Consider the following 19,011-nt stretch of genomic DNA (forward strand, 5'->3'; position numbering starts at 1 on the left):
CACCGGACACCGCTCAGCCCGCGTTTCGCGTCCCTCCGGGGCCCGAAACGCGGGCTGACGCATGTCCGGACCAACCTTGGCGCAGGGTCAGGCGGGGGCCAGGACGACGACACGGCCGGTCGTGCGGCCCTGCGCCAGCCGGGTCAGTCCCTCGACAGCCTGCTCGAACGGCAGCCGCTGGGAGACCAGCGGCGCGATGCGGCCCTCGTCGGCCCACGCGGTGAGCTGCCGGTGCGCCTCCTCCACCACGGCGCGCTCACGCTGCAGGTAGAGGTTCCAGTGCAGGCCGAGGATCGAGTAGTTCTTGATGAGCGCGTGGTTGAGCGCCGGCGCCGGGATGGTGCCGCCCGCGAAACCGACCACGACGACGCGCCCCTCGAAGGCGATGACCCTGGTCGACGCCTCGTAGGCAGCCCCGCCCACCGGGTCGAACACCACGTCGACGCCGCCGCGACCAGCCGCGTCCCTCAACGCCGACACGAGGTCCACGGCGGTCCGGTCGAGGACGACGTCGGCGCCCAGACCGGTGGCCACAGCGACCTTCTCCGCGCCGCCGACCACGGCGATCACGCGGGCGCCGAGCGCCTTGCCGACCTGCACCGCTGCCGACCCGACGCCGCCGGAGGCCGCGTGGACCAGCAGGGTCTCCCCCGGGCGCAGGCCCGCGCGACGCACCAGCCCTACGTATGCCGTCTGGTAGCCGATCGTCAGCGCGGCCGCCTCCGCGTCGTCGAGGGCCTTCGGGGCAGGGAACACCGCTGCTGCGGGCATGAGCGCGCGCTCGGCCAGCCCACCCGCCGGCGGCGCCGACGTGCCGACGACCCGGTCACCGACCGCGACCCCGGACACGCCCTCGCCGACCTCGACGACCCGGCCGCAGACCTCCACACCCGGCACGAACGGCAGGGGCGGGCGCACCTGGTACTCCCCGCGCGCCATCAGCACGTCAGGGAAGTTCAGCGCGGCGGCCGCCACGTCGACCACGACGTGACCGGGCTGCACCACGGGCCCGTTCACGTCGGCGAGCTCCATCACCTCGGCCGGCTCACCGAGCCGGCCGACCTGCCACGCGCGCATCAGGACCGCTCCCCCATCCTCGAGGCCGGCAGCGCCGACGCCAGCCGGCGCATGCCCTCCAGCCAGCGGTCCGGGTCTGCGGCGCGACCGGCATACATCGGCCCCACCTCGGGGTGGGGCAGGACGAGGAACCGGCCCGACTCGATCGCGTCCAGGAGCGCGTCGGCGACGACCCCGGGCTCGACCGCGGAGGCCTCCATGAGCGCCTTGCCGGCATCGCCGGAGTCCTCCAGCATGCGCGTGCGCACTCCCTGCGGGCAGACCGCGTGCACGCCGATCCCCTTGTCCCCGTAGGTCATCGACAGCCACTCCGCAAACGCGTATGCCGCGTGCTTGGTCACTGCATAGGGCGCGGCACCCGGGATGGACAGCAGGCCTGCGGCGGACACGGTCGAGACGAACGTGCCCTGCCCGCGGGCCACCCACGACGGCACCAGCGCCTTGGCGGCACGCACGTGCGCCATGACGTTGACCTGCCAGGAGGTCTCCCACGCCTTCTCGTCCACGTCCTCGAGGCCGCCACGGGCGACGCCGGCGTTGGCGCAGAACACGTCGACCGGCCCGGCCTGCGCACGCGCCGTGCCGATGAGCAGGTCGACCCCGGCCTCGGTGGAGGCGTCGCCGGGGACGGCGAGGCCGCCGACCGCCCGCGCGACCTCGTGGGCGGCCTCGGCGTCGAGGTCGTTGACCACCACGGTGGCGCCGAGCCCGGCGAACCGCCGGGCGTAGGCCTCGCCGATGCCTCGGCCGCCGCCCGTGACGACGACGACCTGGCCGTCGAAGCGGGTCACAGGGCGCCGCCCAGCGTGACGCCGCCGTCGATCACCAGCGTCTGGCCGGTGATCCAGGAGGCGTCCCGCGACAGCAGGAACGACACCGCGCCGGCGACGTCCTCCGGCACCCCGAGCCGCTTGAGCGGGTAGGCCGCCGCCACCTTCTCCTCACGTCCGGCGTAGAGCGCCTCCGCGAACTGGGTCTTGACCACGGCCGGGGCGACGGCGTTGACGCGCACCTCCGGCCCGAGCTGGTGCCCGAGCTCGGTGGTGAGGTGGATCAGGGCGGCCTTGGACACGGCATACCAGCCGAGCATCCCGGTGGCGCCGAGCCCGGCGATCGAGGCGACGTTGACCACCGCGCCGGTCGGGCGCCCGCGGTCGTCGAGCTGGCCGAGGCCGCTGCGCACCGCCTTGCGGGTCCACTCGAACGCGCTGAGCACGTTGACCTCGAGGATCTTGCGGGCGGTGTCGACCCCGGTGTCGATCATCGGCCCGTAGGACGGGTTGATGCCGGTGTTGTTGACGAGCAGGTCGAGCCGGCCGAACACCTCGCGGGCGGTGGCGATGACCTGGTCCTGGTGGTCGGCGTCGTCGGCGTGGCCGGCGACGCCGAGCGCGTGCTCGACCCCGCCGAGGCGCTCGACCGCCTCGTCGAGCGCCTCGGGCTTGCGGCCGGTGACCACCACCCGGGCCCCCTCGGCGACGAGGCGCTCGGCGATGCCGAACCCGATGCCGCGGCTGGCTCCGGTGACGATGGCGACGGTGTGGTCGTGCAGGCCCACAGGGGCTCCTCCTCGGGTGGGGGGTGGCTCAGAGGACGACTCGGAGGCGCTGGGTCACAGGCCGAGGTCGCGGCCGATGAGCTCCTTCATGATCTCGTTGGAGCCGGCCCAGATCTTGGTCACGCGGGCGTCCCGCCAGGCGCGGGCGACGCGGTACTCGTTCATGAAGCCGTAACCGCCGTACAGCTGCACGCACTCGTCGAGGACGTCGTTCTGCACCTGCGCCGACCACCACTTGGCCTTGGCCGCGTCGACGGCGGTGAGCTCGCCCTTCGCGTGCGCCGCGACGCAGTCGTCGACGTAGGCCTGGGTGACCTCGAGCTTGGTCTGCATCTCGGCGATCTTGAACTTGTTGTGCTGGAAGGTGCCGACGGGCTGGCCGAAGGCCTTGCGCTCCTTCACGTACTCGATCGTCTCGGCGAGGATCTGGAACGCGTGGGCGGTGTTGGACACGGCGGCGCCGACCCGCTCCTGCGGCAGGCGCTCCATCATCGCGATGAAGCCGCGGCCCTCCTCGCCGATGCGGTTGGCGTCGGGCACCCGCACGTTGTCGAAGAACAGCTCGGCGGTGTCGGACTCCTCCTGGCCGACCTTGTCGAGCTTGCGGCCCCGGGTGAAGCCCTCCATGCCGGTCTCGAGCATGAACAGCGTGATGCCCTTGGCGCCCTTGGACGGGTCGGTGCGGGCCGCCACGATGATCAGGTCGCCCTGGTAGCCGTTGGTGATGAACGTCTTGGAGCCGTTGACGACCCAGTCGTCACCGTCGCGTACCGCCGTGGTCTTCAGCGCCGCGAGGTCGGAGCCACCGGAGGGCTCGGTCATGGCGATGCCGCAGATCAGCTCGCCTGCGGCCATGCGCGGCAGCCAGCGCTGCTTCTGCTCCTCGGTGCCGAGGTCGACGATGTAGGGCGGGCAGACATCGGCGTGGATCCCGAAGCAGGAGGAGACCGCGGCGTTGAACTTCGAGAACTCCTCCGCCGCGACGGCGTTGAACAGGAAGTCGTCGGCGCCGGCGCCGCCGTACTCCTCGGGGATGTCCAGGCCCAGCAGGCCCTGCTTGCCGGCCTCGAGCCAGACGGCACGGTCGATCGACTTGGCGGCGATGAAGTCCTCTGCGCGGGGCTTCAGGCTCCGCTCGACGAACTCGCGGACGGACGCACGGAAGGCCTCGTGGTCGGGGCCGTACACGTTGCGGGGCATGGGCTACCTCCGAGTAACTAAGCGCTTGCTTAGTCTTCGGCAGGTGGGCCATGCTGTCAACCATGACGAACGCCACGTCGACCGCCGGCGACACGGCGGGCGGGACGGCTCGCCGGGCCCCGGAGACCGTGCAGCGGCTCATCGAGGCCGCAGCCGACGCCTTCGCGGACAAGGGGTTCCACGCCACGACCACCCGGGACATCGCGGCCCGGGCCGGCCTGAGCCCGGCCGGGGTCTACGTGCACTTCGCCAGCAAGGAGGACCTGCTCTTCCAGCTGAGCCACCGGGGCCACACGGCCGCACTGGAGCTGGTGCAGGCCGCCCGTGAGCGGGCCACGGCTCCCCCCCAGCAGGTGGCCGCGATCGTCTCGGACTTCGCGCGCTGGCACGCCGAGCACTTCCGCACCGCCCGGATCGTGCAGTACGAGTTCCCCCACCTGTCGCCTGAGCACCGCGACCGCGTGCTCGCCCAGCGCAAGCAGATCGACGCCGTGCTGCGCCAGGTGCTGACCGCCGGCGTCCGCTCCGGCGACTTCGAGGTGCCCGACGTGGCAGGGACCACCCTGGCCCTGCTGTCGATGTGCATCGACGTGGCCCGCTGGTACGAGCCCGGCATCCGGCGCACCCCCGACGCCATCGGCACGGCATACGGGCAGCTCGCCCAGCGGCTCGTCCGCGCCTGAGACAGCACGGAGCCCGCGCCCCCTCGAGGGGACGCGGGCTCCGTCGTGTCCGCGGTATGCCGGGTGGCTCAGTCGCGGGTCAGCTTGCGGTAGGTGACCCGGTGCGGGCGTGCCGCGTCGGCGCCGAGCCGCTCGACCTTGTTCTTCTCGTAGGACTCGAAGTTGCCCTCGAACCAGAACCAGGAGCTCGGGTCCTCCTCGGTGCCCTCGTAGGCGAGGATGTGGGTCACCACGCGGTCGAGGAACCACCGGTCGTGGCTGATGACCACGGCGCAGCCGGGGAAGTCCAGGAGGGCGTTCTCCAGCGAGCCCAGGGTCTCGACGTCGAGGTCGTTGGTGGGCTCGTCGAGCAGGAGCAGGTTGCCGCCCAGCTTGAGGGTCAGGGCCAGGTTGAGCCGGTTGCGCTCACCTCCGGAGAGCACACCGGTCGGCTTCTGCTGGTCCGGGCCCTTGAAGCCGAAGCTGGACACGTAGGCGCGGGACGGGATCTCCACGTTGCCGACCTGGATGTAGTCCAGGCCGTCGGAGACCGTCTCCCAGACGTTGCGCTTGGGGTCCAGCCCGGCGCGGTTCTGGTCGACGTAGGAGATCTTGACCGTCTCGCCGACCTTGACCGTGCCGTCGTCGGGCTCCTCGAAGCCGACGATGGTCTTGAACAGCGTGGTCTTGCCGACGCCGTTGGGGCCGATGACACCGACGATGCCGTTGCGCGGCAGCGTGAAGCTCAGGTCGTTGATGAGGACCCGGTCCTCGAAGCCCTTGCGCAGGTGGTCGACCTCGATGACGACGCTGCCCAGGCGCGGGCCCGGCGGGATCTGGATCTCCTCGAAGTCGAGCTTGCGGGTGCGCTCGGCCTCGGCGGCCATCTCCTCGTAGCGGGCCAGACGCGACTTGGACTTGGTCTGGCGGGCCTTGGCGTTGGAGCGGACCCACTCCAGCTCGTCCTTGAGGCGCTTGGCCAGCTTGGCGTCCTTCTTGCCCTGGACCTGCAGGCGCTCCTGCTTCTTCTCCAGGTAGGTCGAGTAGTTGCCCTCGTAGGGGTAGAGGTGACCGCGGTCGACCTCGGCGATCCACTGGGCGACGTTGTCGAGGAAGTACCGGTCGTGGGTGACGGCCAGCACGGCGCCCGGGTAGGAGGCCAGGTGCTGCTCGAGCCACTGCACACTCTCGGCGTCGAGGTGGTTGGTGGGCTCGTCGAGCAGCAGCAGGTCGGGCTTGCTCAGCAGCAGCTTGCACAGCGCGACCCGGCGGCGCTCACCACCGGACAGGACGGTCACGTCGGCGTCCGGCGGCGGGCAGCGCAGCGCGTCCATCGCCTGCTCGAGCTGGGAGTCGAGGTCCCAGGCATCGGCCGCGTCGATCGCCGTCTGGAGCTTGCCCATCTCCTCCATCAGCGCGTCGAAGTCCGCGTCCGGCTCGGCCATGAGCGCGGAGATCTCGTTGTAGCGGTCGAGCTGGGCCTTGATCTCGCCCACGCCCTCCTCCACGTTGCCGAGGACGGTCTTGTCCTCGTTGAGCGGGGGCTCCTGGAGCAGGATGCCGACGCTGTAGCCCGGGGTCAGCCGCGCCTCACCGTTGGAGGGCTGGTCCAGACCGGCCATGATCTTCAGGATCGTGGACTTGCCGGCGCCGTTGGGGCCGACGACGCCGATCTTGGCGCCGGGGTAGAACGACATGCTGACGTCGTCGAGGATGACCTTGTCGCCGTGCGCCTTGCGCGCCTTGGTCATGGTGTAGATGAACTCGGGCATGGGCGTCAGGCTATCTGCCTGACGCCCCGCCGGGTTAATCAGATCCCGTCGACCGGGCAGGTCAGCCCCGCTCAGGCGCCGGAGGCACCTGCCAGCTCGTAGTCGTCGGTGTCGGCGGCCTCCTCCGGACGGTCGAACCCGCCGCCGGCCGTCCCGTCGTGCTCGCCCCCGAGGTCGACCCGGTCGAGCTCGTCGTGGGCCTCCTGGACGGCCGGGTCGGCCAGCCGGTCCTGCGGGTCGAGCTGCGGCTTGGCGACCCGGGTGAACTGCGACTGCCCGCGGGACAGGTCGTGACCGACGTTGTAGGCGTCGATCTCCACCGACGTGCCGCTGCGGTCGCCGTTGACCCACTGGTTGATCCGCATCCGCCCGTAGACGATGACCGGGTCACCCTTGTGCAGCGAGCTGGCGAGGTTGACCCCCAGCGCCCGGAAGGCCGTGACATTGACGTAGTTGTGCCTCCGTCGATGTACTCCCCCGTCTTGCCGTCCACCCGGCGCACCGTCGAGGCGACCCGGAAGGTCACGAACGGCACCGAGGCCCGGGTGGTGCGGACCACCGGGTCCCCCACGACGTTGCCGCTGACGGTCACATAGCTCTCGTTCATCTGTGCATCCCCTCATCTGGTGGCCCGCCGACCGCTCGGCGGGTTCCTCCAGACTCGGGTCTGCACGACGTGCCGGGCCAGGGCCCGTGCGGCCTGTGGATGGTGGGACGAACCACCGCCCCCCATGTGGACGACGGCGTTCCGTTCAGGCGGTTGCGGTCCTTCCGTCGCGGTCAGGCCGTCGCGCCGGCCTCCGCGAGCAGCTCCCGGGTGCGCCGGTGCTCGGCCAGCACGGCCTCCAGCGGAGCGACGATGTGCGTGTCGGCGACCTCGGTGACGGCCTCCTCGAGCCGGGCGGCGACGAGCTCCTTGCGCCGGCGGGCCCCGACCTGCGCCGCGGACCGGCAGCCGAACCCGAGCACGAAGCCGATCACCAGCCCGGCGAGGAGCAGCACGGTCGGCAGCGGCACCGGGCCCACGTAGGGGGTGGGCAGCGGGGGCAGGCGCAGCCAGCCCATCACCGACAACACACCGAGCCAGACCGCGCCGGCGACGGCGGCCGCCGCGAGCACCATCTGGGTGATCCCGGTCACGGCCCACCAGAGCGGCTTGTCCGCCCGCAGCGGCGTCTGCAGCACCGCCTGGTCGAGCGCGTCGGCCAGCTCGGGACGCTGCTCCTGGGCCGCGTCGGCGACCGCGTCGGCCCACGGCTGGGGCAGCCCGTCGGCGGCCTGGTCGACCAGGTCGCGGGTGGCGAGGTCGACGGCAGCCCGCGCAGCCGGCGTGGCCGGGGGCAACGACGAGCGCCCGAGCACGGCCCGGACGTCCGCGGCCGTGATGCCCGGCACCGCGGTGTCGGACTTCTCCGGCTGGAGCCGCAACCGGGTCAGCGGGTCGGGCCGGAAGGCGCGCACCCAGCGGGTGAACGGCCAGCCGGTGCGGGCCCAGGCCTCACGCCGGTAGTCCCGCTCGACGGCGGCCAGGATGGTCGGCACCCCGGCGGCCCGGATGAGCGCCTCGACGAGGGGGCCGTCGGCGGCCCCCTCGAGGCTGGGCTCGGTGTCGGCGACGGCGTCGCGCAGGCGAGCCGCGGCATACCGCAGGTCACCGGCGAGGCGCTGCTGGGCCGCGGTGCGGCGGCTGACCGCCTCCCCCAGCTCGCGGCGCAGGTCGCGGATCCCCTGGCCGGTGTGCGCCGAGGTGACGATGACCTCCGCGCCGGTGGCGCCGTCCTCGTGGACCAGGCGGGTGAGGTCGGCACGGCACGCGGCGAGGTACTCCGGGGAGAGCCGGTCGGCCTGGTTGAACACCACGAGCGTGACCGCCGCGTGGCTGGCGAGGGTGCGGATGTACTCGTCGTGCAGGCGCGCGTCGGCGTACTTCTGCGGGTCGGTCACCCACACGAAGACGTCGGCGAGGTCGAGCACCCGGTCCGCCTCGGCCCGGTGCTCGGCGTTGGTGGAGTCGAAGTCGGGCAGGTCGAGCAGCACCAGCCCCTCGAGCGCGTCGGCGTCCTCACCCGCGTCGTGACCCTCGACGGCGTGCCGCCGCCCGACCCCCAGCCAGTCCAGCAGTCGCGTGGCCGCCTCGGCGCCCCAGACGCCGGCCGTCGGAAGCGACGTGGTGGGCCGGCGGGTGCCGACGTCGGCGACGTCGCCGTTGACCAGCACGTTGAACAGGCTCGACTTGCCGCTGCCCGTGGCGCCCGCCAGGGCGACGACGGTGTGCCCACCGGTGATCGCAGTGCGCTCGTCGACCTTGTTGACGATGCTCTTGGCGATGCGGCGGTCGGTGGGGTCGAAGCGGCTGCCGCCGGCCTCGAGGGCGGCCCGCAGCGCGACGGCCTGCGCCCCGAGGTCCCCCACCGCCGGGGCGGTGATGTTGGGGCGTGGCCCCAGCTTGAGGATGCTCACCGCGCGGCCTCCACCGCTGCGGCCGCGTCGGTCAGCTGCTTCGCCTGCGATGCCACCACTTCCACGCTCTCGAGTGCACGGTCGAAGCGCTGGCGCTCCTGCGCGTAGAGCGCCTCGACCTGGTCCATGAGTTGCTTGCGGGCCTTGAGCGCGAGGGTGCGCACGGCCTGGTCCCCGAAGATCGCCTCCAGCAGGCGCTGCGCCAGGACCGCGGCGCCACCGGCGACGCCGACCTCGGCCCCGCTCAGGCCCCACGTCTGGCTGAACACGACCAGCATGAGCACGACGGCCAGGCCGTTGACGCCGAAGGCCAGGATCCGCGCGGTCGTGCGGCGGTCCTTGCCCTCGGCACGGACCAGCTCCAGCAGCTGCCCCTGCCAGTCGCGCACGAGGCGCTCGACCCGCTCGTCGAGGTCGGACGAGGGGTGGGCCAGGTCGGGGTGCTCCTCCAGCAGGGCGGCCCCACCGGGCAGCTGCCGCCAGCGGCGCGCGGTGGTCGCGGCGGCACCCTGGGCGTAGGCCCGCAGCAGCTCGGCGACACCGGACTGCAGCGCCTCCCCGAGCGGCGCGGCCGGCGGCGGCGTGCCCTTGACGGCGGAGGTGAAGCGGTCGCGCCAGCTGCTGATGTGGGCCTCGACGTGGCGCAGGAACTCCCCCGTGCCGACCAGCTGCTGCCACCGGGCGAGGACCTCCCCGCGCAGCAGGCTGCCCTCGCTGATGCCCGACTCCACGGCCTCGACCGCCTGGGCGTGAGCGCGCGCCGCGGTGCGGCGCAGCTCCTGGGTGGCGTCGTGCTGGGCCTGGCTGGCCTCCGCGAGGTCGGCGACCCGGTCACGGAGCGAGTCCAGGGCCCCGCCGAGGGTGCGGCGGACGATGATCGACCGGGCCTTGGCGTCGCGCGCCAGCGCGGCCAGCCAGGACCGGATCCGGGCGACCTCCTGCGGCGCCAGGTGCCCCTCCCGGGTCAGGGTGGCCTCGGGGATGGTGAAGATGGGGGCGCTGGCCAGGCCCTCGCCGCGCAGCATCTCGCTGAGGTGGCCGCGGACCTCGTCCATGTGCTCGCGGGGCACCCGCGCGAGCACGATCGCGACCGAGGTGCCGCGCTCGGCCGCCTGCCGCAGCATCGCCCACGGGACCGCGTCGGCGTAGCGCGAGGAGGTCGTGACGAACAGCCACAGGTCGGCGGCCGAGAGCAGCTCCGCCGCGAGCTCGCGGTTGGGCCGCACGACCGAGTCGATGTCCGGGGCGTCCAGCAGCGCCAGGCCCGGGGGCAGCGCGTGGGACTCGACCAGGCGCACCTCGGAGGGGTCGTCGACGGCGTGCAGACCACCAGTGCCCGTGCCGCCGCGGACACGCTCCAGCCCGGGCAGGACCCGGTGGCTGGTGAACCACTGGTCGTCCTCGGGGTTGTGCACGAGCACCGAGGCGCGCGTCGTCGGGCGCAGCACGCCACTGCGGCTGACCGTCGCGCCGACGATCGAGTTGATGAGGGTGGACTTGCCGGCGCCGGTGGACCCGCCGATGACCGCAAGCAGCGGGGCGTCCATGGCCTTCAGGCGGGGCAGGACATAGTCGTCGAGCTGATCCAGCAGCGCCGCCTGGGCGTCCCTGGCCACCTCCACTGCGCCCGTGTCGATCGGGAAGCGGGTGACTGCCACGAGGTCGCGCAGCTCACCCGCTGCCTCCAGCAGACCCTCGTCAACGACCCCGCGCATCACAAGGCGCAAGCCTGCCGTTTTCGTCGCGCGGACTCAACTTCGGCTCGCCGTCAGCAACGTCACGCAGCGTCCCACCAGCGGACGCAGGCCGCAACGGCAACGGCGCCACGGCAGCCCCAGGCCTCACAGCGGAACTGCGAGACGGTATCCGCGCTTGGTCACCGTCCGCACGAGCCCCGGCCCGATCGCGCGACGCAACCGGGCGACGGTCGCCTCGACGGCGTGCTCGGTGCGCAGCCCGTCCCCCGGCAGCATCGCCAGGAGCTCGGCGCGGGACAGGACGTGTCCCGGACGTCGGGCCAGGGCGCGCAGCATCGCCCGGGGTCCCGGGGTGAGCCGCACCTCGACCCCGTCGAGCACGACCTGCTCCCCGCGCAGCACCAGCTCGTGGCCGGCCACGACCAGGCGCGTGCCCTGGCGGCGGGTGGCCAGGGCGTCGTCCAGCCCGGCGACCAGCTCGGCCAGCCGGGCCCGGGCGGGACGGATGGTCGGCACCCCCCAGACGTCGAACACCTCGGCGGTGACCGGACCGATGCACGCCGTGACCACGTCCCGGCGCAGCGCAGTGAGGAAGTCGCCGTGCCGGCCGGTGTCCGCGGCCACCTCGAGCAGCACCCGCGCGGCCGGGGCGGAGGTGAAGGTGATGGCGTCGAGCTCTCGGTCGGCGACCAGGCCGACCATGCGGTAGAGCGGCTCGTGGTCCGTGGCCACGGTGAACCGGTGCACGGTGGCGGTGCTGACGTGGCCGCCCCGTGAGCGCAGGGTCGCGGTCAGGCCGGGCGCGGAGGAGCCGTGCTCCTGCACGACGATCCGCCGCCCGTGCAGCTGACGGCCGCCGAGGTGGGCCAGCACGTCCTCCATGGCCTCCGAGTCCGAGGCCCAGGTCTCCCGCAGGCCGACCGAGCGCAGCGCCGCCACCGACCGTGGCCCGCGCGCGAAGATCTCGGCGCGGCGCAGCGAGGCCACCAGCTCGCGGCGCCTCCCCCACTCGGCCGCGGCCTCCAGCCAGCCGCTCATGCCCAGCCCCGTGGTGGCGATGAGCATCTCCGGCGGGCGCTCGATGCACCGGGCGGTCACCGCCCGCAGCGCCGCGTCGTCCGGGCACGGTGTGATCGCAAGCGCCGGTGCCGCCTCCACCCGCGCCCCTCGCCGCTCCAGCAGCGCGGCGAGCTCGTCGCCGCGGCGACTGCTCGTGATACCGATCCTGCTGTCCCTCAGCGCACCCACCACGCCTGCCCGCATCGTCATCGACGCCTCCTCCCGGTGGCCGGGACGCTAGGCGGGCGAGGTCAAGGCTGCGTTTCGCCACGTAACGGCTGGGAAAACTGTGGGTCACCCGGGGCGCTCGGCACCTCCCAGGCCGATCACCGCCGCCGTCCCGAGCACCGCGGGCAGCAGCAGCAGCCCGATCGAGGCCAGCGCGAGGATCGAGGCGACCGCCAGCGCCGCCACGGTCAGGATGAGGACGAACATCGGCGCGCGACCGACCGCTGCGCCGACCAGGAAGACCGCGGCGACGCCGAGGATCGCGACGTACCACCACGCGACCGGGGCGTCCCCCTGCTGGTCGACGACCGCGACGTAGACCAGCACGTATGCCGTGACCCAGACGGCCGTGGCCGCGGCGAGGTAGCGGGCGCGCACCCTGACATCCCAGCACCTGGAGGGGTGCGGCACCACAGGAACTGCGGTTCAGACCGCCTGGGCGATGCCGGGCTCGGGCGGGCCGGGCAGCGATACCGCGGCCGGCCCTTCGGCAGCCACCGGGGCGGGAGCCTCGACAGCCAGGTGGGCGGGGGGAGCCGGATCCTCGGCGGGCGCCTCAGCCAGCTCCTCGACGGGCGCCTCAGCCCGCTCCTCGACCGGCGCGGCGTCGGCCCCGGTCAGGGTCAGGCGGCGCACGGAGGGCGAGCACAGGGCCACCAGGGTCGCCCCGACCACCACGGCAGCACACAGCTGCAGGGCGTGTGCCGTCGTGATGGCCGACGCGAGCGGGCCGGCGACCAGCAGGCCCAGCGGGGCGAAGGCCAGGGAGCCGAACAGGTCGTAGGCGCTCACCCGCGACATCACCTCCTCGGGCACCTCCCGCTGCATCGTGGTGAACCACAGGACGGCGAAGACGTCGGCGGCGATGCCGCACAGGAACATGGCGACGACGCTGGACCACAGCGGCAGGTCGAGGCCGAGGGTGGCCATCGGCAACGCGCAGGTGAAGGTCACCAGGACCGCGGAGAGGATCGGGCGGCGCGGGCGGAACCGTGCGGCCACCACCGCACCGAGGATGCTGCCGGCCGACTGCGCGGCGATGAGGAGCGCCCAGGCACGGGCCCCCCCGTGGTGATGGTCGAACCACACCGGGCCGAGCACCCCGACCGTGGCCATGATCGACGCCAGCACGAACGACGACTGCACCACCACGACCCACAGCCACTGCCGGGAGGCGAACTCCTGCCAGCCACGCCGCAGCTCGGACAGGGAGGAGCCGGCGAGCCGCGCTCGCGAGGGCAGCCTCATGCCGGCCACCAGGGCGGCGCTGAGCAGGAACGACGCCGCGTTGACGGCCAGCGCCGACCCCGGACCGAACGCGGCCACCACGAGGCCGGAGAGCGCGAGCCCCAGGACCATGGCCAGGTTCTGGCCGACCCGAAGGACGGAGTTGGCCACCTGCAGACGTTCCCGGTCGACGAACTCGGGCAGCACCCCGTTGAGCGCGGGCATGAGCAGGGCGCTGGCCAGCCCGGAGAGCATCGCGGCGACGAGGACGGCGCCCAGCGGTGCCCACCGTGTGAGCACCATCGCGGCGAGCGCTGCCCAGGAGAGGGCGGCCAGCAGCTCGGCACCGACGATCAGCCGGTAGCGGGAGAAGCGGTCGCCGATGACGCCGGCGGCGAGGACGAACACCAGGGCGGGCAGCGCCTGCACGGCGAGCACGAGCGAGAGGCGTGCAGGGGAGGCGCCGGGCAGGGCCAGGATCGCGAATGCCAGGGCCACCCGGCCGAAGCCGCTGCCCAGGGTCGAGATCGTGCGCGCCGCGGCCAGCCGCAGGAAGCGGCGGTCCCGGAGCACACCCGTCGTCGGTGACACGTCCCCCATGGGACCGGGACTCTAAGGCTTGCGCCACTCGAAATGACCCTGCTTGACCAAGAAAAGGCCCGGGAATGACCCATTCGGGGAGCGCGGGAACGATTCAGGCAGAACGCAGTTCGCGGCCTGCGGTCGCAGCGGTCGCCGTGTCGCGCTCCGGGAGTGTCGCCCCGGCGCCTGAGGTCGCCGGGTCAAGAGTCCACCAAGTCGCGGACGCCACCCACCGCCGGCGCGCAGCATGGTCGGACGCCAGCACGTCGAGGGGAGCTGCTCGTGTCCGACCACCGCCGCCGGACTGAAGGCTCCTCGCTCACCGCTCCCCCCACCCACCGGATGGCCGACTACCTGCACCGGCTCGCCTGCGTCACCGGGCGCCTCACCAGCAACATTGTTCCCGGCGCCGGCAGCCAGGGACGAGAATGGCCCGATGGACTGGTTCCTCCGGGCCGATGAGGCGAGCGCCGTCGGCGACCTCCGGCGTGAGGTCGTGGCCTACCTACGCCGCCACGGGGGCCCCGGCAGCGAGGTCGAGGATGCCGGGCTCGCGCTGAGCGAGGTCGTCGGCAACGCGGTGCGCCACTCCGGCGGACCGGTCTGGGTCTCGCTGTCCTGGACCCAGGAGCAGCCCGTGCTCACCGTGCGCGACCTCGGACCCGGCTTCGACCCGGCCCGGCTCGGCCAGCCGGTCACTCTCGCGCCCCCGGGGGCGACCCCGACCCTGGCCGAGGCGGGGCTCGGGCTCTTCCTCGTCTCGCAGGTGACGCCAAGCCTGGCGGCCGAGGTGCGCCGGGCCGGCGGCATGACCGTGTCGGTGACCCTGCCGGTCAACCGGGTCCCCGCGGTGAGCCACGACCCTCCCCGCAGCACCGTCGGTGCTCTTCCGGAGCTGGACGAGGCGCTGCCCGGGGGCGGGTTCGGCAAGGAGTCGTTCCTGCGCGCGCTGGTCGTGCAGCTGGCCCGGGCGGTCGAGGCGCAGCAGGGTCCCGACGCCGCCGCCGCGGCCGTGGCCCAGGTCGGCGCGGACATCGGCGGCCGGATGGAGGAGGAGTACCGCGCCGCCAGGTCCGTCGTCGGGCGCCTGACGCCGGAGCAGATGGCCGACTGCTACGTCCGGCTCAAGCACGCCATCGACGGCGGGTTCTACGTCATCGAGGTCACCGAGCACCGCATCGTGCTGGGCAACACCCGCTGCCCGTTCGGCGACGTGGTCCAGCGGGCGCCCTCCCTGTGCCGGATGACCTCCAGCGTGTTCGGCGGGATCGCCGCCCGCAACAGCGACCACACGGTGGCGGTGCTGCTCGAGGAGCGCATCGCCGTCGGGGACCCGGGCTGCCGGGTGGTGGTCGACCTCGACGCGCCCCCCGAGGGTGGGCGGCCACTGGCCCACGAGTACGCCGCGGTCGCGGAGGCCACGCTGTTCCCCGGCTGAACGGCAGCCCGGCTCGGTGCCCGCTCCCGGCGGCGCCGGGCGTCTTCGGGGGCGTCGCCGGGTCGGTCCCGGGACGGGGTCGGTCAGGTTCGCTCGCGGGCCACCTCGGTGCCACGCTCGGCCGCAGCCTTCGTACCGTGCCCCGCGACCTCACACGCGCACCAGCCGGTGCAGCCCTCGTGGATGCCGCTGCGGCAGTCGAGGCACGCAGCGGGTGGACGCGCGCCGAACGCGTTCGGCACGAGACGGTCGAGCAGCTGGCGAAGCACGCGGTCCTCCCACGGACTGGGGTCCCCTGATCGGGCTGGTGCCAGCACACCACGTCGTCCTTCGTGGTGGCTGGGTCGAACCTGACGGTTGGCTGGACTCCTGGGTCTCGGGCTGACGAGGCCTGGCAGTCGTGGCGGCGTCACGCGGCGCGGAGCGGCGGGGGCCTTGGCATGATCCAGGCATGGATGAGCTGATCACCGCACCGGAGCTGGCCACCCGGCTCGACGAGGTGAGCGTGCTGGACGTGCGCTACCACCGCGAGGGTCCGACGGGGTGGGAGGACTTCCTGCGCGGGCACATCCCCGGGGCCGCCTTCGTCGACCTCGACGCCGACCTGGCCGCAGCGCCCGCCGCCGGGCGCCACCCACTGCCCGACCCCGAGCAGTTCGCCGCCGCGATGCGCCGGTGCGGGGTCTGCGCGGGCCGGCCGGTCGTGGTCCTCGACGACGCCGCCAACACGTTCGCGGCGCGGTGCTGGTGGCTGCTGCGCCACCACGGTCACGACCAGGTCCTGCTGCTCGACGGCGGGTGGGAGGCGTGGCTGGCCTCCGGCGGACCGGTCGAGACCGGAGAGCCGGCGGTGGGGCAAGGGGACTTCCGTGCCACGCCCGGACGGCTGCCCGTGCTCGACGCCACCGGGGCGGCGCGCGTGGCCCGTGAGGGGGTCCTGGTCGACGCCCGGGCGCCCGAGCGCTACCGCGGGGAGGTCGAGCCGCTCGACCCGGTGGCCGGGCACATCCCCGGTGCCGTCAACGTGCCCACGTCCGACAACCTGGACGGCGGCACCTTCCGCCCGGCAGCGCAGCTGCGGGTGCGCTACGCCCTGGCAGGGGTCACCGACGACACGGAGGTGGGCGTCTACTGCGGCTCGGGCGTCACCGCCGCCCACGACGTCTTTGCGTTGCAGCTGCTGGGGATTCGCGCGGCACTGTATGTCGGGTCATGGAGTGAGTGGGTGAGCGACCGCTCCCGTCCGGTGGCCGTCGGCGAGCGCGCCGGTGGCGAGGGCGCCGATGCCCGTACTGCCGGGTAACCCCGGGCTGGGTAGGGTCGTTGCCAGGGCGCAGGGCCCCGATGCCAGTGCCGGGACTGGTGTGACCGGGGCCTTGACCTGCGTCTGCCCCCACGTCTGAGGAGACCCCGATGCTGCCCCCGCCGACGGTCAAGGTCTGGATGGTCAGCCTGAGCACGGCCTCGGTGGTCGGGCTCGGCATCGGGGCGGTGTGGGCGCACCTGGACGCGCCGTCCGCCCCGGGTCGGGCGGCCACCCAGCAGCAACAGCCGGGCCCTGCCACCACGCCGGTGGCCGCCACCCCCACTGCAGGCGTCACCGACCCCCCCGGCTCGACAGCCGCGGCCGGAGTCGGGCCCACGCCCGACTCCCCGGCACCCGAGCAGAGCTCGACGTCGCCCACCCCGGTCGCGCGGCCGACCAGCTCGGCCGCCACGTCGAGCCCATCCGGAAGCCCGACCACGACCCGGGACACGACCCCGCAGCCCTCGGCGTCGGACACCTCACCATCCAGCCAGCCCAGCCCGACCAGCACGAGCTCCTCGCCGACGAGCACAAGCTCGGCCACCTCGTCGACCAGCACCGGACAGGCCGACCCGTCGGCCACGGTGCCGGGCACCTGACCTGCAGAAGCGGCCTGCCCCGGTGTTCGCCGTCAGCGGAGCAGGTTCCCACCCCGGTGGGGCAGGGGCAGGATCGGGCCCCATGCAGCCGGTCATCGTCCTCGTCCACAGTCCGTCGGTGGGTCCCTCCACGTGGGGCCCGGTGGCCGAACAGCTGGCCGCCGCGGGACACCGGGTTCGCGTGCCGTCCCTGCTGCACGTGGGCGAGGGCGACCCCCCGTTCTGGCCCCGCATCGTCAGCGCCGTCCGCGACGACCTCGGGGAGATCCCGACCGGTCAGCCCCTCGTGCTGGTGGCGCACAGCAACGCGGGCCTGTTCCTCCCGTCGATCCGTGCCGGGCTCGACCATCCCGTGGCCGGCTCGGCCTTCGTTGACGCTGCACTGCCGGCGCGCACCGGACCAACCCCCGTTGCCCCACCCGAGCTGCTGGACTTCCTCCGCCCGATGGCGGTGAACGGCACGCTGACGCGCTGGACCGACTGGTGGGACGAGGACGACATCGCACCGATGTTCCCGGATCCGCAGATGCGGCAGAAGGTCCTCGCCGAGCAACCCACGCTGCCGCTGTCCTACTGCGAGCAGCGCGTCCCCGTCCCGGACGGCTGGGATGACCACCCGTGCTCCTACCTGCTCTTCGGCCCGCCCTACGACGCCGTGGCCTCCGAGGCGCGCGAACGCGGTTGGCGGACTGCCCACCTGCCCGGCGCGCACCTGCACCAGATCGTCGACCCCGTCGGCACCGCCCGGCACCTCCTCGAGCTCACCGCGCCAAGGGCATGACGTGAAGGCTCTGGACCAGGTCATCAGGGACCGGATCGCCCCGAACATGAAACGGGCTGGCTTCAGCCGCAAGGGCAGGCTCTTCTGGCGGGAGTCCCCGCTCGGCGACCGCGCCTTCCTCTGGTTCAGCCCGTTCACGCTGGGCCAGCACGAAGCGGAGTTCTTCGTCGAGGCCTCGATCCAGCCGGCGATCTACGTCGAGCTCCTCACGCGGACCGGCGAGGCCCGCTCACCGCTGGCGACGCGCTGTGGACCGGCCGGATCCCGATGCCGGGCAAGCACACCCTGGCCCTGCGCGACCACTGGTCCTTCGACGGGGACGACGACACAGCTGTCGAGCACCTCGCGGACCTCGTCGGCCGGGCGGTGCCCCGACTCCTCCACCTGCTCGACCGGGAGAACCTGCTCGCCTACGTCAGGGACCCGTCGACGCGGCCGCAGGAGATCCGGATCCAGCCTCGCGAGAACGCGGTCACGTTGCTGCTTGCCGGGCAGGGCCCGTCGGACGAGCTGGAGCGTCGGCTCGTGGCTCTGGAAGCGGCAGACCCCGCCGACCCTCTGGCTGCGTTCATCCGCGCTCGCGCCACAGCCCGGCGGACAGGGCCAGCATCCAGGCGATGAACAGGCCAGCCCCGATGAGGGAGTAGCCGCCCTCGACGCCGCGCCCGAGCAGGCTGGAGACGGACGCCAGCAGGAAGACCCCCGTCAGGACGAACCCGATGGTACCCAGCCAGCGCCACAGGAGTCCCGTTCGCAGGATCGCCAGCGAGGTGATGAACACCAGGGCAGTGACTGCCCACACGACGGGCGTGCGGCCCTGCAGCTGGTTCAACGCCTCCACCGCGCCGGGATCACCCCGTTCAGCGACACCGACCAGCGCTGTCTCCGCGGCCACGGACACGAACCCCAGGGCGAGGAATACGGTGCAGGCGACCAGGAGGGCAGCCGCCACCGTCTCGCACCCGGCCCGCCACGTCACCACCGTGAGCGGGGCGAGGAAGGCGATGAAGGCCAGCAGGCCCAGCCCCAGCGTGACCTCACTGCCGAGCAGGGCACCGCGGTGGGCGACGTTGTAGGCGGCCACCTCCGACGCCGACGTGCCGGCGGGGCCGGATCCCTGCAGCACGTGGTGGAGGGCGAAGAGCACGCCGAACGCGAACGCGCCGGCGGCCGCCCAGCGAAGGGGCGAGCGGCGCGGCGCCTCACCGTGAACGCTCATCCGGCCATCATCGGGCAGCCGCGGGGCCTGGACCGGCGAATCGCAGAACTCGACCAGCCGCGCCCCTCCGCCGGGTTCCTGACCTCCAGAAACAGCCTGTGCCCCCGGCAGGACTCGAACCTGCGACCTAGAGATTAGAAGGGAGA

The 19,011-nt window shown here is 73.2% G+C and carries 18 protein-coding genes; 6 read left to right on the forward strand and 12 right to left on the reverse strand.

Translation table 11 applies throughout. The features are described from left to right. Positions 1-87: 87 nt before the first annotated feature. The 4 genes from VF825_RS09530 to VF825_RS09545 are packed head-to-tail and all read right to left on the reverse strand — an operon-like array spanning position 88 to position 3,835. Positions 88-1,077 carry an NADPH:quinone oxidoreductase family protein gene (locus VF825_RS09530; protein WP_331112584.1) on the reverse strand — a complete coding sequence of 330 codons (990 nt, stop codon included), beginning with the start codon at positions 1,075-1,077 and terminating at the stop codon, positions 88-90. Beyond that, positions 1,077-1,868 carry an SDR family oxidoreductase gene (locus tag VF825_RS09535; RefSeq protein WP_331112586.1) on the reverse strand — a complete coding sequence of 264 codons (792 nt, stop codon included), beginning with the start codon at positions 1,866-1,868 and terminating at the stop codon, positions 1,077-1,079. The genes VF825_RS09530 and VF825_RS09535 overlap by 1 nt, the downstream gene beginning before the upstream one ends. Further along, positions 1,865-2,635: an SDR family oxidoreductase gene (locus VF825_RS09540; RefSeq protein ID WP_331112588.1), complete on the reverse strand. Its 771-nt coding sequence runs from the start codon at positions 2,633-2,635 to the stop codon at positions 1,865-1,867. The genes VF825_RS09535 and VF825_RS09540 overlap by 4 nt, the downstream gene beginning before the upstream one ends. A 54-nt stretch (positions 2,636-2,689) precedes the next feature. Further along, entirely contained in the window at positions 2,690-3,835 is a 1,146-nt protein-coding gene (locus tag VF825_RS09545; RefSeq protein ID WP_331112590.1) for an acyl-CoA dehydrogenase family protein, read from the reverse strand. Between the two features lie 62 nt (positions 3,836-3,897). Here VF825_RS09545 and VF825_RS09550 point away from each other — a divergent pair, with 62 nt between their 5' ends. Then, positions 3,898-4,518 carry a TetR/AcrR family transcriptional regulator gene (locus VF825_RS09550; RefSeq protein ID WP_331112592.1) on the forward strand — a complete coding sequence of 207 codons (621 nt, stop codon included), beginning with the start codon at positions 3,898-3,900 and terminating at the stop codon, positions 4,516-4,518. Between the two features lie 68 nt (positions 4,519-4,586). On the opposite strand, the gene ettA is transcribed toward VF825_RS09550, so the two are convergent. The 7 genes from ettA to VF825_RS09585 form a co-directional block, all read right to left on the reverse strand. Next, positions 4,587-6,269 (reverse strand): energy-dependent translational throttle protein EttA, encoded by a 1,683-nt coding sequence (gene ettA / locus VF825_RS09555; RefSeq protein WP_331112594.1) that lies wholly within the window; start codon positions 6,267-6,269, stop codon positions 4,587-4,589. 71 nt (positions 6,270-6,340) lie between these two features. Continuing rightward, the gene (locus VF825_RS09560; RefSeq protein WP_331112596.1) at positions 6,341-6,892 is read right to left on the reverse strand and encodes a single-stranded DNA-binding protein; all 552 of its coding nucleotides are present in this window, start codon (positions 6,890-6,892) and stop codon (positions 6,341-6,343) included. A 157-nt stretch (positions 6,893-7,049) separates the two neighbouring features. Continuing rightward, positions 7,050-8,729 (reverse strand): GTPase, encoded by a 1,680-nt coding sequence (locus VF825_RS09565; protein WP_331112598.1) that lies wholly within the window; start codon positions 8,727-8,729, stop codon positions 7,050-7,052. After that, entirely contained in the window at positions 8,726-10,444 is a 1,719-nt protein-coding gene (locus VF825_RS09570; RefSeq protein WP_331112600.1) for a dynamin family protein, read from the reverse strand. Before VF825_RS09570 ends, VF825_RS09565 begins: the two co-directional genes overlap by 4 nt. A gap of 126 nt (positions 10,445-10,570) precedes the next feature. Continuing rightward, complete coding sequence (locus VF825_RS09575; RefSeq protein WP_331112602.1) at positions 10,571-11,695, reverse strand: uroporphyrinogen-III synthase; 1,125 nt, start codon at positions 11,693-11,695, stop codon at positions 10,571-10,573. Between the two features lie 84 nt (positions 11,696-11,779). After that, positions 11,780-12,091, reverse strand: a complete 312-nt coding sequence (locus VF825_RS09580; protein WP_331112604.1) for a hypothetical protein — start codon at positions 12,089-12,091, stop codon at positions 11,780-11,782. Positions 12,092-12,139: 48 nt separating this feature from the next. Continuing rightward, positions 12,140-13,531 carry an MFS transporter gene (locus tag VF825_RS09585; RefSeq protein WP_331112606.1) on the reverse strand — a complete coding sequence of 464 codons (1,392 nt, stop codon included), beginning with the start codon at positions 13,529-13,531 and terminating at the stop codon, positions 12,140-12,142. A 427-nt stretch (positions 13,532-13,958) separates the two neighbouring features. Here VF825_RS09585 and VF825_RS09590 point away from each other — a divergent pair, with 427 nt between their 5' ends. The 5 genes from VF825_RS09590 (at position 13,959) to VF825_RS09610 (ending at position 18,267) form a co-directional block, all read left to right on the forward strand. Then, a complete protein-coding gene (locus tag VF825_RS09590) occupies positions 13,959-14,960 on the forward strand; it encodes an ATP-binding protein (protein WP_331112608.1) in 1,002 nt (333 codons plus the stop codon). Between the two features lie 451 nt (positions 14,961-15,411). Next, positions 15,412-16,263: a sulfurtransferase gene (locus VF825_RS09595; protein WP_331112610.1), complete on the forward strand. Its 852-nt coding sequence runs from the start codon at positions 15,412-15,414 to the stop codon at positions 16,261-16,263. Positions 16,264-16,373: 110 nt separating this feature from the next. After that, positions 16,374-16,865, forward strand: coding sequence for a hypothetical protein (locus VF825_RS09600; protein WP_331112611.1), 492 nt, complete (start codon positions 16,374-16,376; stop codon positions 16,863-16,865). A gap of 118 nt (positions 16,866-16,983) precedes the next feature. Then, positions 16,984-17,646: a hypothetical protein gene (locus tag VF825_RS09605; protein ID WP_331112613.1), complete on the forward strand. Its 663-nt coding sequence runs from the start codon at positions 16,984-16,986 to the stop codon at positions 17,644-17,646. Between the two features lie 267 nt (positions 17,647-17,913). Beyond that, positions 17,914-18,267, forward strand: coding sequence for a hypothetical protein (locus VF825_RS09610; RefSeq protein WP_331112615.1), 354 nt, complete (start codon positions 17,914-17,916; stop codon positions 18,265-18,267). On the opposite strand, the gene VF825_RS09615 is transcribed toward VF825_RS09610, so the two are convergent. Next, the gene (locus VF825_RS09615) at positions 18,215-18,865 is read right to left on the reverse strand and encodes a hypothetical protein (protein ID WP_331112617.1); all 651 of its coding nucleotides are present in this window, start codon (positions 18,863-18,865) and stop codon (positions 18,215-18,217) included. The genes VF825_RS09610 and VF825_RS09615 overlap by 53 nt on opposite strands. Between the last annotated feature and the right edge of the window lie 146 nt (positions 18,866-19,011).

Source organism: Oryzihumus sp. (genome assembly GCF_036391795.1).
Classification (GTDB): Bacteria; Actinomycetota; Actinomycetes; order Actinomycetales; family Dermatophilaceae; genus Oryzihumus.